This window comes from Alcanivorax sp. UBA3183, from assembly GCF_002364155.1.
Taxonomy (GTDB): Bacteria; Pseudomonadota; Gammaproteobacteria; order Pseudomonadales; family Alcanivoracaceae; genus Alcanivorax; species Alcanivorax jadensis.
Window position 1 is genome coordinate 18909 of record NZ_DEXN01000049.1, and the last position, 13325, is coordinate 32233.

The 13325-nt window shown below is 60.4% G+C and carries 11 protein-coding genes; 10 read left to right on the forward strand and 1 reads right to left on the reverse strand.

Annotation, left to right across the window (positions count from 1 at the left end; translation table 11 throughout):
• Positions 1 to 54: 54 nt before the first annotated feature.
• Complete coding sequence (gene ylqF, locus B3Q33_RS16490; RefSeq protein WP_273009074.1) at positions 55 to 1002, reverse strand: ribosome biogenesis GTPase YlqF; 948 nt, start codon at positions 1000 to 1002, stop codon at positions 55 to 57.
• A 307-nt stretch (positions 1003 to 1309) separates the two neighbouring features.
• Here ylqF and B3Q33_RS16495 point away from each other — a divergent pair, with 307 nt between their 5' ends.
• The 10 genes from B3Q33_RS16495 (at position 1310) to B3Q33_RS16540 (ending at position 13019) form a co-directional block, all read left to right on the forward strand.
• Positions 1310 to 2512, forward strand: a complete 1203-nt coding sequence (locus B3Q33_RS16495) for an acyl-CoA dehydrogenase family protein (protein ID WP_273009076.1) — start codon at positions 1310 to 1312, stop codon at positions 2510 to 2512.
• A gap of 117 nt (positions 2513 to 2629) precedes the next feature.
• On the forward strand, positions 2630 to 3754 hold the full coding sequence (locus tag B3Q33_RS16500) for an acyl-CoA dehydrogenase family protein (protein WP_273009078.1): 1125 nt from the start codon (positions 2630 to 2632) through the stop codon (positions 3752 to 3754).
• A 294-nt stretch (positions 3755 to 4048) separates the two neighbouring features.
• Positions 4049 to 4675, forward strand: a complete 627-nt coding sequence (locus B3Q33_RS16505) for a TetR/AcrR family transcriptional regulator (protein ID WP_273009079.1) — start codon at positions 4049 to 4051, stop codon at positions 4673 to 4675.
• Positions 4676 to 4822: 147 nt separating this feature from the next.
• A complete protein-coding gene (locus B3Q33_RS16510) occupies positions 4823 to 5740 on the forward strand; it encodes an oxygenase MpaB family protein (RefSeq protein WP_286829618.1) in 918 nt (305 codons plus the stop codon).
• Complete coding sequence (locus B3Q33_RS16515; RefSeq protein WP_272975066.1) at positions 5727 to 7394, forward strand: AMP-binding protein; 1668 nt, start codon at positions 5727 to 5729, stop codon at positions 7392 to 7394. Before B3Q33_RS16510 ends, B3Q33_RS16515 begins: the two co-directional genes overlap by 14 nt.
• Before the next feature lie 144 nt (positions 7395 to 7538).
• The gene (locus tag B3Q33_RS16520) at positions 7539 to 9182 is read left to right on the forward strand and encodes a lipoprotein insertase outer membrane protein LolB (RefSeq protein ID WP_272980079.1); all 1644 of its coding nucleotides are present in this window, start codon (positions 7539 to 7541) and stop codon (positions 9180 to 9182) included.
• Positions 9182 to 9715, forward strand: coding sequence for an FMN-binding protein (locus tag B3Q33_RS16525; protein WP_272975068.1), 534 nt, complete (start codon positions 9182 to 9184; stop codon positions 9713 to 9715). Before B3Q33_RS16520 ends, B3Q33_RS16525 begins: the two co-directional genes overlap by 1 nt.
• Positions 9716 to 9888: 173 nt before the next feature.
• Positions 9889 to 12498 (forward strand): YdbH domain-containing protein, encoded by a 2610-nt coding sequence (locus tag B3Q33_RS16530; RefSeq protein ID WP_273009083.1) that lies wholly within the window; start codon positions 9889 to 9891, stop codon positions 12496 to 12498.
• Positions 12495 to 12683 carry a YnbE family lipoprotein gene (locus tag B3Q33_RS16535; protein WP_035246412.1) on the forward strand — a complete coding sequence of 63 codons (189 nt, stop codon included), beginning with the start codon at positions 12495 to 12497 and terminating at the stop codon, positions 12681 to 12683. The genes B3Q33_RS16530 and B3Q33_RS16535 overlap by 4 nt, the downstream gene beginning before the upstream one ends.
• 12 nt (positions 12684 to 12695) lie before the next feature.
• Positions 12696 to 13019, forward strand: a complete 324-nt coding sequence (locus tag B3Q33_RS16540) for a YdbL family protein (protein ID WP_273009085.1) — start codon at positions 12696 to 12698, stop codon at positions 13017 to 13019.
• Positions 13020 to 13325: the final 306 nt, after the last annotated feature.

A 13325-nucleotide genomic window follows, 5' to 3' on the forward strand; every position in this document is an offset into this window, starting at 1 on the left:
TTTCGGTTTATTAGATTTGCCTTACATTATTTTGCGCTGAGGTAGTTGGGGCTATCAGTTCGGCCCTTGCTGCCCCTTCGCCTTATACGCCGCCTTCCTGGCCTTCTTCTTCGCCTCCTTTTCCTCCTCTTTTAACCTGCGAATCTCCGCCACCTTCACATGCTCCTGCTCCGCCATGGCCGGGGTTTCCAGGGTGAGCTGACCGAGTCTGCCGCCGCGGTATTCGCTGATCAGTAGTGTGGCGGCGCGGTCGAAGTCCACGTGGCCGCCGCTGCCCAGGCAGCCGCGTTGTTTGCCGATGGTTTCCAGGAAGGGCACGCCTTCTTCGGGCAGGTCGTCGCGTTTGAAGCGCTCTTTCATTTGTTGCGGGTAGGCCTGCATGAAGTATTCGGCGGCGAACAGGGCCACGTCGTCTTCCTGCATGGCGGTGGCCTTGATGGCACCGGACAGGGCCAGGCGGTAGCCGCTGTTACGGTTTTCGATTTTCGGCCAGAGGATGCCGGGGGAGTCGATGAGGATCAGGCCGCCGCCCAGTTCGATGCGCTGCTGGCGTTGGGTCACTGCCGGTTCGTTGCCGGCCCGGGCCACCTGGCGGCCGGCCAGGGTGTTGATGAAGGTGGATTTGCCCACGTTGGGAATGCCGGTGATCAGGGCGGTGATGGTGGTGGCCCGGTCCCGTTTTTTGTGGACCATCTGCTGGCAAATATCGGCCAGTTTGCGCATCGGTTCCGGCTGGTGGGTGGTGATGGCCAGGGCGCGGACGGTGGGGTCTTTTTGCAGGTGCTCGAGCCACTGCTGGGTGATGGCCGGGTCGGCCAGGTCGCTTTTGCTGAGCAGTTTCAGACAGGGTTTGTCGGCACGGAAATTCTCGATCACCGGGTTGGAGCTGCTGTAGGGCAGGCGGGCGTCGACGATTTCGATGATCAGATCCACCTTGGGCAGGATCTCGCGGATCTCGCGGGTGGCCTTGTTCATGTGGCCGGGGAACCAGTTGATGCTCATAAGCGGGTGTTGCCTGTCTGCATGGAATATCGGCGCAGTATAGCTGAGTTGGTTCGTTGGAGCCTTGTTCACAAGGCGAAAGCCCGTGCCGGCATCAAGCTTCGCCTTGTGAACAAGGTTATTCGCTTCGCTCACCCTGTGGGCCGCCCTGACGGGCGTTACTCTGCTCCGCTACGCTCCAACGGGCAGGGAGAGGATTTGGCGCCTTTGACGCTTTGCGCCAAGGGCGTGATACGAATCGTCATTATTGTCTCATCAGGCCTGCCGTACACTGGTTCCACTGAGTCTGATAACAGCGGAGTAGGGTATGGATCTGCAGGTGCCGGAGCAGGAGAAGGCGTTTCGCGATGAGGTACGCACCTTTCTGGAGGAGAGCCTGACCCCGGAGATCCGGGAAGCGGGCAAAATGGTGACCTCGGTGTTTGCGCCGGTGAAGGAAGCCCTGGCCTGGCAGCGCATCCTCAACGACAAGGGCTGGGCGGCGCCGCACTGGCCGAAGGAATTCGGTGGCACCGGCTGGAGTGTGACCCAGCGGGCCATCTTTGCCGAAGAACTGGTGCGGGCCGAAACCCCGCCGCTGATTCCCATGGGCCTGCACATGTGTGGCCCCTGCCTGATCGGCTGCGGCACCGAGGAACAGCAGAAAGAGTATCTGCCCAAGATTCTCAGCGGCGAACACTTCTGGTGCCAGGGCTATTCCGAGCCGGGCGCCGGTTCCGATCTGGCATCGTTGAAGACCTTCGCCGAGAAGGATGGCGACGACTACATCCTCAACGGCACCAAGATCTGGACCACCTACGCCCACTACGCCAACAAGATGTTCGCGCTGGTGCGCACCAACCGCGACGGTAAGCCCCAGCAGGGCATTACCTTCCTGCTGCTGGACATGGACCTGCCAGGTATCACCATCGAGCCCATCGTCGGCCTGGATGAAGTCAGCGAGCAGTGCCAGGTGTTCTTCGACAATGTGCGCGTGCCGCAGAAGAACCGGGTGGGCGCGGAAAACGATGGCTGGACCGTGGCCAAGTACCTGCTCACCTTCGAGCGCGGTGGCCAGGAATATGCGCCGGGCCTGAACGTGATGCTGGAAAAGATTCGTCTGATGGCCGAGAAGCAGCAGACCGCCTTTGGCCCGCTGACTCAAGACCCGGTATGGCAGCACAAGTTCGCCGCCCTGGAAGCGGATGTGCTGGCGCTGGAATTCACCGAGATGCGTATCAAGTCCGCCCTGTCGGCGGGCAAGGATCCGGGGGCGCTGTCGTCCATGAGCAAGATTCTCGGCACTGAGCTGTTGCAGAACGTGACCGAGCTGCGCATTGAAACCCTGGGTAGCCAAAGTGTCATCTGGCAGCCCCAGGCTCTGGTGCCGGGCCAGGAGCAGCCTGTGATCGGGCCGGAGTATGCACTCACTCCCATGCCCCATTATCTGAACTCCCGGGCCTGTTCCATTTATGGCGGCTCCAATGAAGTGCAGCGTGGGATTATCGCCAAGGCGGTGTTGGGGTTGTAAACGATAGCGTTGGAGCCTTGCTCGCAAGGCGAAGCGCGTAGACGAGGGTATTCGCCTTGCGAGCAAGGCTCCAACGGTGGGGAGGGGTGAGACCCCGCCCGGGAATGGAGAACAACGATGAATTTTCAGTTGAGTGAAGAACAGCAAATGCTGGCGGATAGCGCCAAGCGGTTTGTGCGCGACAACAGCGATGTGGAGACACATCGCCAGAATAAAACACTGATGCCGCTGGATGCGGCCACCTGGCAGCAGTTTGCCGATCTGGGCTGGCTGGCGGTGCCATTCGAGGAAGCGCATGGCGGCCTGGGCATGGGGCCGCTGGAAACCATGGTGCTGCTGGAAGCCCTGGGTGAGGGCCTGATCATGGCGCCCTATATCGCCACCGTGGTGCTGGGCGGCGGTTTTCTGCGCCGGGCCAGCGCGGCCCAGCAGGCGGAAACCATTCCCGCCTTGCTGGAAGGCAAGCTGCAGGTGGCCTTTGCCGCGGAAGAGTACCAGCGGGTATTCACCCTGGAAAACACCGCCATGAAGGCGGACGTGCAAGGCAGTGAGGTGGTGCTGAACGGCACCAAGTGCTGCGTCATGAACGGTGACCAGGCGGATCAGCTGGTGGTGCTGGCACGCACCGGCGGTGAGCCCGGTGACCAGGCTGGCCTGAGCCTGTTTCTGGTGGATGCCAACGCCGAGGGCGTGGAGCGTGTGCCACACCGAACTGTGGATGGTCGTCAGGGGGCAGAGATCCGTTTCCATCAGGTCACGCTGCCGGAAGCTGCCCGCATCGGTGAACTGAACGGCGGCTATACCATCGCCCGGGATGTGCTCCATGACGGCCTGTTGGCCCTGTCGGCGGAGTCCGTGGGCAGTTTGTCCGTGTTGCTCAACGAGACCGTGGAATACAGCAAGACCCGCCAGCAGTTCGGCGTGCCCATCGGCAAGTTCCAGGTGCTGCAGTTCCGCATGGCGGATATGTTCATCGCCATGGAGCAGACCCGTTCACTGCTATTGGCCGCCACCCTGAAAACCGTGGAAGGCCATGATGATGCGGCCAAGGCCGTGCACGCCATGAAAGCGCAGCTGGGGCGGGCCGGGCGCAAGATTGCCCAGGAGGCGATCCAGATTCACGGTGGGATGGGCATGACCGATGAGCTGGGCGTGGGCCATTATGTGAAGCGGGTAACGGCGGCAGATGGGTTGTTCGGTAATGCGGATGTGCACCTGATGGCCATCGCTCGGTCGGCGTAAATGGATTTACTACAGAGGGCACAGAGAACACGGAGAAAAGCGGTTTCTTATGCCCCTTGGTCTAGCCATGTTGTAGGAGCTTGCTTGCAAGCGAACCGCGCAAACCGCTATTCGCAGACCGGCGCAAACAGCAAAGGAAAGCCTGTTCATCCTCAGTGAACTCTGTGTCCTCTGTGGTAAAAAAAGGATTTTAAATAACGCCTCTACGGAGCAACCGGGGCCGAGGAATTTGCCGACCACGGTGGCCATGGGGTATAAGCCATGGACACCACCGGGGATACACTGGGAGTCTGAATGTCACGTAACACGGCCGCGTCGAAAACCCTGCTGAAAAACCTGCAGGTGCCGGAAGGCGACAAGACCTACGAGAAAATCCTCGATGCGGGTCTGGCACTGTTTGTGGAATTCGGCCTGCGCCGTACCACCATGGAAGATGTGGCCGGCAAGGCCGGTATTGGCCGGGCCACGGCCTACCGTCGTTTTGCCGACAAGGACCAGTTGATCCAAGTAGTGATCCTGCGTGAGTGTCAGCGGGAGCTGGCCCGGATCGAAGCAGACCTGGCGCAGATCGATAACGGTGTGGAACGGGTGCTGGAATCCTTTGTCCTGGCGACCACGCGCGCTCATCGCCACCCGTTGCTGCAGCGGCTGCTCACCTCCGAACCGGAAACGATCCTGCCCATTCTCACCCAGCGCCTGTGGCAGATGATGGGGTTCTTCCGCGTCTATATGGCCGGCATGCTGGACCAGGAGCAGGAGAAGGGCGCGATCCGCAAGCAATCTTCCGAGGCTCTGGCCGAGCTGATGCTGCGCCTGACCCAGTCCATGGTGTTGTCGCCGGACGGCGTGATGAACCCGGCCAACGAGGCCGGTGTGCGCCAGTGGGCCAATGATTATCTGCGCCCGCTGCTGACCCCCTGACATTATTTTCCCTGGCCTGACCAAAACGCTCTAAACAGAAACGCGAAAACTGTGTGATGCGCTTGTCTGCGTGATCGATTGAGACGTATTTTAATATTTGTCTCAAACGGATATGTACCAAATGACATGCCATCGACAGGATTTGCCATGACACAGACGGCCACTGACACACAGCGCGAGATCCCCCAACCCCTGGGTCCGGATTCCTATACCTGGCAGGATTTCGGTTCCTGGCGTTTCCACCTGATGCTGCCCCAGGCCTTCGTGTTGCAGGTGGCGCACCCGATCATTGATGCCGGGGTAGGCGAACACTCGGTCTACAAGACTGATCCCTGGGGGCGCGCCAAGCGGTCCACCGAGCTGCTCTGGCCCATCGTTTACGCGCGCCCGCAGAAAGCCATCGAGATGGGCATCAAGCTGCGTGACCTGCATCGCACCATCAAGGGCGTGGACAAGCACGGCAAAAAATACTTCGCCCTGGACCCGGAAGCCTATAGCTGGGTCCACATCACCGGTTACGACGCCACCATTCGTATGCACGAGATGCTGGGCAAGTCGCCCACCGCCGAACAGCGCCGGGCCATGTTTGTGGAGTGGCGGCAGCTGGGCAAGATGATGGGCATCCGCGACCAGGACCTGCCCGCCACGGAAAGTGACTACTGGGACTATTTTCACGGCATCATCCGCGACCGCCTGGAGTGGGGCGAGGTGGTTCAGGACCTGATGAGCCCGGAACATTATCTGGAAATTCCCAAGCCGCCGGGCAGCCGGATTCCCGATACGGCCTGGCGCCTGATTCTGATTGTTATGGGGCGCTTCATGCGTTTCAACCTGCGCGCCACCTTGCCGCATCAGTTCCGGGAAAAATTCCATATCCCCTGGAGCAAGACGGACCAGCGATTGTTCCGTGCCTGGTGTGGCGTTTACCGCGTGCTGCATACGCTGACACCGAAAAAGCTGCGGCTGATTCCCCTGGCTCGCAATGCCTACCGCGACGCCGAGCGTCACCCGGACGCCTATAACCTCAACAATATTCCCGAAGGTGCCCACTATGACATCGGATAACCGCCCCTGGCTGTCCACCTATGAATCCCTGGGTTACGACTGGCATACGTTGCCGGCGTTGCCCGAGAAAACCCTGTCCAATTATGTGCGCGACTATGCGGAACAGTTTCCCGACCGGGAAGCCCTGGTGTTTCTGGGCCAGGCGATTACCTACCAGCAACTGGATCACCTGGCCGACCGTATGGCCGCGCTGTTTACTGCCCAGGGTGCCAAGGCCGGCGATGTGCTGGGCTTGCAGATGCCCAACACGCCCCAGTATGTAGTGGCCTTTATCGCGGCGGCTAGGTTAGGCATGGTCAGCACCAGCATTTCTCCGCTGATGACGGCGCCGGAAATTACCCATCAGGCCAATGATGCCCAGGTGAAAATCCTGCTCACGCTGATGCCGTTCTGGCAGACCTCGGTGCCGCCGGTGCTGGGCAAGGTGGAGACCCTGAGCACGGTGATCGTCTCCGGCCCCATGGACCTGATGACCGGGCAGGGCGAGGCCCTGGAAGAGACTCACGAGGGCGTGCAGGTGATGTCCCTGCATGATCACTTGCCGGACACCGCCGAGCCGGTGAACACGCAGGTGGATATGGATACAGTGTTGTATCTGCAGTACACCGGCGGCACCACCGGCTTGCCCAAGGGAGCGAAGCTGACCTCGCGCAACCTGTTCATGAATAACCTGCAGGCCAATGTGTTTTACGGTTACCGCACCGGCGAGGAAACCGTGGCCTCCGCGTTTCCGCTGTTTCATATCGGTGGCGCGGCGGTGGTGTTCAACGCTCTGCGTACTGCGTCCACCTTCCTGTTGATTCCTGACCCTCGCGATATCGATCACTTCGTGGCGGAAATGACCGCGCGCACTCCCACGGTACTGGCGGCAGTACCGGCGTTGTATCAGATGCTGTGCGCTAACGAGACCTTCAAGGGACTGGATTTCAGCAGCCTGCGCATGGCTATTTCCGGCGCCGCACCCTTTGCCAGGGAAGAAGTGCAACGGCTGGAAAGTGTGATCGGTAAAAACAAATTCTGCGAAGTGTATGGCATGACCGAAACCAGCCCGGTGCTTACCCTCAATCCGGCGTCCTACTTCAAGGAAGGCCATGTGGGTATCCCGCTGCCCGGCACGGAGGTACGCATCGTGGATGTGGACACCGGCAAAACGATGCCGCTGGGCGAACCCGGTGAAATCATCGCCGCCGGCCCCCAGGTGATGCAGGGCTATCTGGCCATGCCCGAGGCCACGGAAAAAGCCCTGCAGGAGATCGACGGCAAGCGCTGGATGCACACCGGGGATATTGGTGTCATGGACGAAGACGGTTTTGTCCGTGTCTGCGATCGCAGCAAGGACATGCTGATTGTCGGTGGCTACAAGGTGTTTTCCGTGGAAGTGGAAGGCAAGGTGCAGAGCCTGCCCTGGGTGGGTATGTGCGCCGTGGTCGGCCGCCCGGACAGTAACCGCCCCGGCAATGAAATCGTGCAGCTTTACGTGGAACGTAGCGCAGACTGCGACAAGAGCGAAACCGACCTGAAGGCAGATCTGGACAGTTTCTGCCGGGAAAACATGTCGCCCTACAAGGTGCCGAAAGAAGTGTTCTTCCTGGATGCCATTCCGCTCACCTCGGTGGGCAAGATCGACAAGAAGGCATTACGGCAAACCGCCTAGCGTAAACGTAGGGTGCACTGAGCCTAAGGCGAACTGCACCGATCCAAGGCCTATGTGGTGCAGTTCGCCCTAGGCTCAGTGCACCCTACGGGAAAGGCGGGCGATATTTATAACCCATACCAATAACGATAAAGGGTCACGACCATGACCGTAAAAGCGCGACAACATAGCAAGGTGATCCTGCTGGGCATGCTACTGGTGCTACAGGGCTGTTCGGCGTTCAAGGCTTCTCATTTCGTGCCCGAGTCGGCAGAAAACATGCGCGAGTGGGAAGTGGAAGGGCGCTTTGCCCTGCGTGCTGACAGTACTGTCAGCAAGAGCTATTTTTCCTTCCGTCAGATCGGTGAGGAATACGCCCTGTCCATTCTTATGGACGAGCCGGTAGGCGAACCCAGGGCCATCATTCACGGCAACGTTTATGAGCCGGGCAGTGAAACCCTGGATGTGATCGGTGGGGCAGAGGCCATGAAAGTGGCCGAGCATCTGCAGGCACACATTCGTGCCGGCAACCTGTCCTACTGGCTGCGCGGTTTGCCGGCCACTGCCGATGCGGTGGTGTACCAGGAGGACCTGGACCGGGTAGATCGTATCGAGGAAGCCGGTTGGGATATCGACTACAAGGAATACATGGCGGTGCAGAATTACCTGTTGCCGTCGGAAGTGAAGTTAAAGGGCGAGCCGGGTTCCTTCACACTGGATATGGTGCGCGCGGAAACCGCTTATCTGACCAGCCCCTGTGGGCAGAATGTGTCGGCCAGTGCGCTTGAGTCGCCGCCGGAAAATAACGCCGTACAGGATGCAGTGAGACAACTGGTACCCAGCGACGGTAGTCCGCCGATTCCCCGCTGGGTGGACGAAGCCGCCTTCTGCCGGCAACTGGTGAAGGTCCACGGCAAGATCCCGGACTCCCGCGTGGGTTTGTACGGGCCGGATTCCATGATGTGGAAGCTGTCCCGGGCGGGGATGCCGGGAGCCTTCGGTGCCGGCCGGGCGCTGCTGTTGCAACTGGCCCATCCCTGGGTCACTGCCAGCATCGATGAGCATTCGGTAGTGCGCGATGATCCGCTGGGCCGGGCTCGTCGCACCTTCCAGCATGTGGGCACCATGGTGTTCGGCAGCATGCCCCAGGTGATGACCTCGGCCAATCAGGTGCGTGATATCCACGAGGAAATCGAAGGCGAGGTGCCGATGGATTCCGGCGCTTTCAAACGGGGCAGTGAATACCGGGCCAACGAAGTGGCGGCCATGATCTGGGTCCATGCCACCCTGTGGGAAACCTTGGCCTACATGTACGAAAAAATGGAAGGCGAGCTGACCCTGGCAGAGAAGGATCAGTTCTACGAAGAAACCAAACTGTTTGCCATGCTGTTCGGTGTGCCGGAACAGGCCCTGCCGAAAGACTGGAATGCCTTCATGGCATACAACCGCGCCATGTGGGCCAGCCCCCAGCTCACCGTGGCGGAAAACGGTATTCGCCTGAAGGAAGACCTGTTCGACCCGCGCTCCATCTGGATGATCTTCCCGTTGTGGGTGCAGGAGCAAGTCACCGCCGCCAATCTACCGCCGCGTATTCGGGATGAATTTGAAATGAAATACGGCTGGTGGCAGAAGTTCAACAACGCCTGGATCATGGGCGGCGCCAAGGTCACCCAGTGGATGTTGCCCAAGAGCCTGGAGCGTAACCCGCTGTACCATGAAGCCAATGCACGGCTCGAAGGCGAACGGGTGGGGGGCTATAACCAGTTCCTGATCGAGGCGCTGCTGGACAAGGAGCGGTTGGTTAACTGATGCCAAGAGTCATCGCACTGCTACTGATGCTCGGGCTGGCAGCAACGCTGCCGGCCTATGAGGTGCAGATCCGTCATCTGAGTCAGCCGGATTTTCTGCAGCAGGTGTTTGCCGATCAGGAGCCGCAACCGGGCTTGCTGCCCTTGCGTGGCGAACTGCGCGAGCGGGTGACAAAGGTGCTGGGTCACCCCTACCGGGGTATGCGTCTGCGCTATTGGCATAGCGATACAACCAGTGCCTGGATCATCGACGAGAAAAGCAAGGACATGCCCATGACCGTGGGCGTAGCCGTGGGGCCGGAAGGGATCGTGGATCTGGAGATCCTGGTTTACCGGGAACCCCGTGGTGGCGAAGTGCACCAGGCGTTTTTCCGTCGCCAGTATCGCGGTATGACTCTTGGTGAAAACGATGCCCTGTCCGGCCAGGTGGACGGCATCACCGGCGCCACTCTGTCCGTGGACGCTACCAGTCGGGTAGCGGCCATGGCATTGGTGTTGCACCAGGCGGTGATGGAAGGCGTCTCTTCACCATAATCACACTACCCCCCCCCTCCCCGTTGGAGCCTTGCTCGCAAGGCGAAGGGGGTCGGGGTTGCTTCGGGCCTTCGCCTTGCGAGCAAGGCTCCAACGGGAGGGGGTAGGCAGTTGCCAGAACCGCGCCAAGCCACCACTATCGAACCATTGTTGCTGCACTGGCTCTAACCCACATGGTTCGATTTTTTCCGCCTGTTGTTCGAGGCCTTGGTTATGCGTTGCTACTGGTGCTGTTTTTGGCACTGGTGGCGGCGGGCTGGCTGTATAGCCAGGGGTTGCGTGTGGGCAAGCCCGGCTGGGACAAGGGGCTGACACTGGCCCATTGGCGTTGGCAGCCGGACGATTGCGCCCCCGTGGCGGGTGAGAACCTGGTGCTACGCGATCTCTTTCCCCTCACCGTCCACACGCGGACGGTCACTCTCATCGCCTGTGATTCCGCTACGGACGATGACGGTTTTGTGATGCCGGACTCCCTGCCCTGGACGCCGCCTTTTGCACTTTCCATCGATACCTTGTTGTTGCCCGCGATGGGGGAGGTGACGCCACCGCCGTTGCAGCTAACGGCTCGGCAGCAACAGCAGCACTGGTCTGTTCAGGTAGCGAGCTCACAAAGCCGCATGCAGGCGGAGTATGTCCGCCATGACGGGCAGTGGTCGTTGCAAGGCGATGGCGAGCTGCAGGAATGGCAGACCCACTGGCAGGGTGCCTGGCAGCTTGCGGGCGAGGGACGCTGGCAGGGGCAGCCCGCAGGCAACCTGGACGTAACACTGCAGAACGCCGGGCTGGAATCTCAGCCGCAAAAAGCCGACCTGGCGATGAAGGCCCGCTTTGCCGGTGAGCAGTGGCAGGCTGACATGAGCCTCACCGAGCCCTTGTCGCTCAATGAGCAATGGCTGCTGGCGATTCCGGAACCGTTATCCCTGCAAGGGGAGGGTGTCGCCCTGTCTCAAGCCCGTGGGCAGTTTCAGTTTCAAGGGCCACAAGGGCAGATTCATGTTGCCGCCCGCAGCGATGACAGTTCCGTGGAGCAGGGTGCCGGACAGGTCACGTTGACGGGGCCGCAGCTGGATGGGCAGCTAGATTTTCAGTGGCAGGATCGAATGCTGACCCTGTCGCCGGCAAGCCTGGCGTTACCGGAAAAGCTTTCCGCCCGTTGGGAGCAACCTCTGAGCGTGCCCATGACGCTGGAGGGCGGCACGGAGTTGCCGGTGGTGCTGGGTTATCAAGACCTGCGCCTGCAAGCCAGCCCCAGCCGGCTCCAGTGGCAGGGCAAACACTGGCAGTGGCAGGGAGCGCTGGGGCTACAGGGACGTTGGCAAGGGTTCCGGCTGGATGGCCACTGGCAAGGTCAGGCCGCCAGCGATGGTTTGCAGGGCAAGCCGATTACCCTCAACGCTCGTAACGGCGACGATCGTCTGGCCTTCCGCTTGCCACTGGAATCTCTGCACCGGGCACCTTACGGCGGCAAGGCCACGGTGAAAGGTCAGTACGCGGGCTATCCGCTCGATGGCAGCGTGTCGTTCCGCCAGGCGGCGAGCGGCTGGCAGGGCACGTTGTCGGCCGCCTCGTCCATTCCTGACTATGACCGGGGCGGCGATGTCTCCCTGCGGGTGCCATGGCACCTGGAAGACAGTGCGGTGGTGCTGGCCAATGGCAGCCAACTGTCCGTCAGCGAAGGGCTGGTGGGGCAGGTGTTGCTACGCCCGTTCACCGTAGCGGCCAGTGGCCCGGTAACGGTGAGCACTGCCGGGGCCCATGGTCAGGTGCAACTGCGCAGTGGTGGCCTGCTGGCGGCCCGCTGGCGGTTGCCGGTGGTGGCAGGCAGTGCCCGGCTGGTCGGTAAAAAAGCCACGGCACGGCTGACCATTGCCGATTGGCAAAGTGAGCTGACGGCGCAAGCCTCTCTGGCAGGGGACGTCCCTCAAGGCAGTTTTCAGATCGATAGCAAGTTGATCCCGGCCATGGGCCAGGGCCTGGCAATGACGCCGCAGGAAGGTACGCTCACAGGCAAGGGTAGCTGGCAATGGCGTGACATTCTGTCTGCTCAAGGGACAATCCGCCTGGCGGATACGGGAGTGGACTGGGGCAGCGTCACGGCCCGAGGGATCCAGGGAACTCTGCAAGGGCACTATCGTGATGGCGCAGTGTCTCTAAAGAGTGAGGGGCCGGTGACGGCGAACACCCTGGATATCGGTACCCCGATTACCGGCCTGTCCCTGCAGATGGAGAGCGATCTCAGCCAATGGCAGTTCACTGATATCAGCGCGGATCTGCTGGGAGGCTCTCTGCGGGCACCGGCACTGGACTGGCCGTCACCCCGTCCCCAGCCGGTGGTGATTACCCGCATTGATCTGGAGCAGGTGGCCGCCTTGCAGAACCCGCCGGCGGTATTTCTGGATGGGCGTGTTGGCGGCTATGTGCCGCTGCAACTGGGTACGAATTTTATGGTGGTGGAAGGAGCCCGGCTGGCCAATGAGGAAACCCTGTCCCTGCGAATCCCGCCGTCGTCCAGTGTGCAATCCATGGCCAGCTCCAACCAGGCCGTGAAACTGGCCCTGGAAAGCCTCAGCGTGCTGACCATTCCGGATTTTCAGGCTCGCATGAATATGGATAAGGAAGGCTGGCTGGAGGCCGCGGTAACCATCAAGGGCGTGAATCCGCAGAGAAATAATCTGCCGGTGGTGTTTAACTACACTCATCGGGAAAACATGCTGGTGCTGATGCGCAGCCTGCGTATTGGCGATGACATTACCGAGAAACTGCGCACGGAGAGAACCCAATGAAAAACCTCGCGCCGGGTCTGTTGCTGGCGGCGGCCATGTTGCCCGCCTGCACACCGACGGTGGCCCTCAAGGCACCGGAAGAGCCCATCACCATCAACCTGAACGTGAAGATCGATCATGAAATCCGCCTCAAGGTGGAAAAGGATATCGATCAGTTGTTCAGTGAAGACAGCGACCTGTTTTAAGGAGTAGGGACCATGAAAATTGTAAAGACCATGATTGCCACCCTGACCCTGCTGTTGAGCATGGCGGCGTTTGCGCTGGATCTGGATGCGGCAAAAAGCCAGGGGATGGTGGGTGAACAACCTGACGGTTATCTAGGGGTGGTCAAGGCGACCCCGGCGGCCGTGGAACTGGTGGCGGATATCAACCAGAAACGCCGTGATGCCTATGAGCGTATCGCCAAACAGAACGGCATTACCCTGGATCAGGTGGCGCGCCTGGCCGGCCAGAAGGCCATCGACAAGACCGATGGCGGTGACTACGTACGAACCCCGGACGGCCAGTGGGTCACCAAGTAGTGGTAATGCAAGGTCCGCGGTGACCGCATCAGCACCGAAGACTTCGGCGAGAACAAGCCGGTAGCGGATAACAGCACCCGCGAAGGTCGCGCCAAGAACCGCCGTGCGGACATCATCGTGAAAACCGAAAGAAGAAAGCGGAGTTCAAGTAACCGCGTGATTCGGGAAACAAAAAACGGGATGCTTCGGCATCCCGTTTTTTTATGGTCGTTGGTGGAGTTTACGTCTCACTTTTCTACCAAGCGCTCTGTTTGTAGGAACTATGCTTGTCCCCCCAGGGGATCTGCGACATGCGAACCGCGCTTG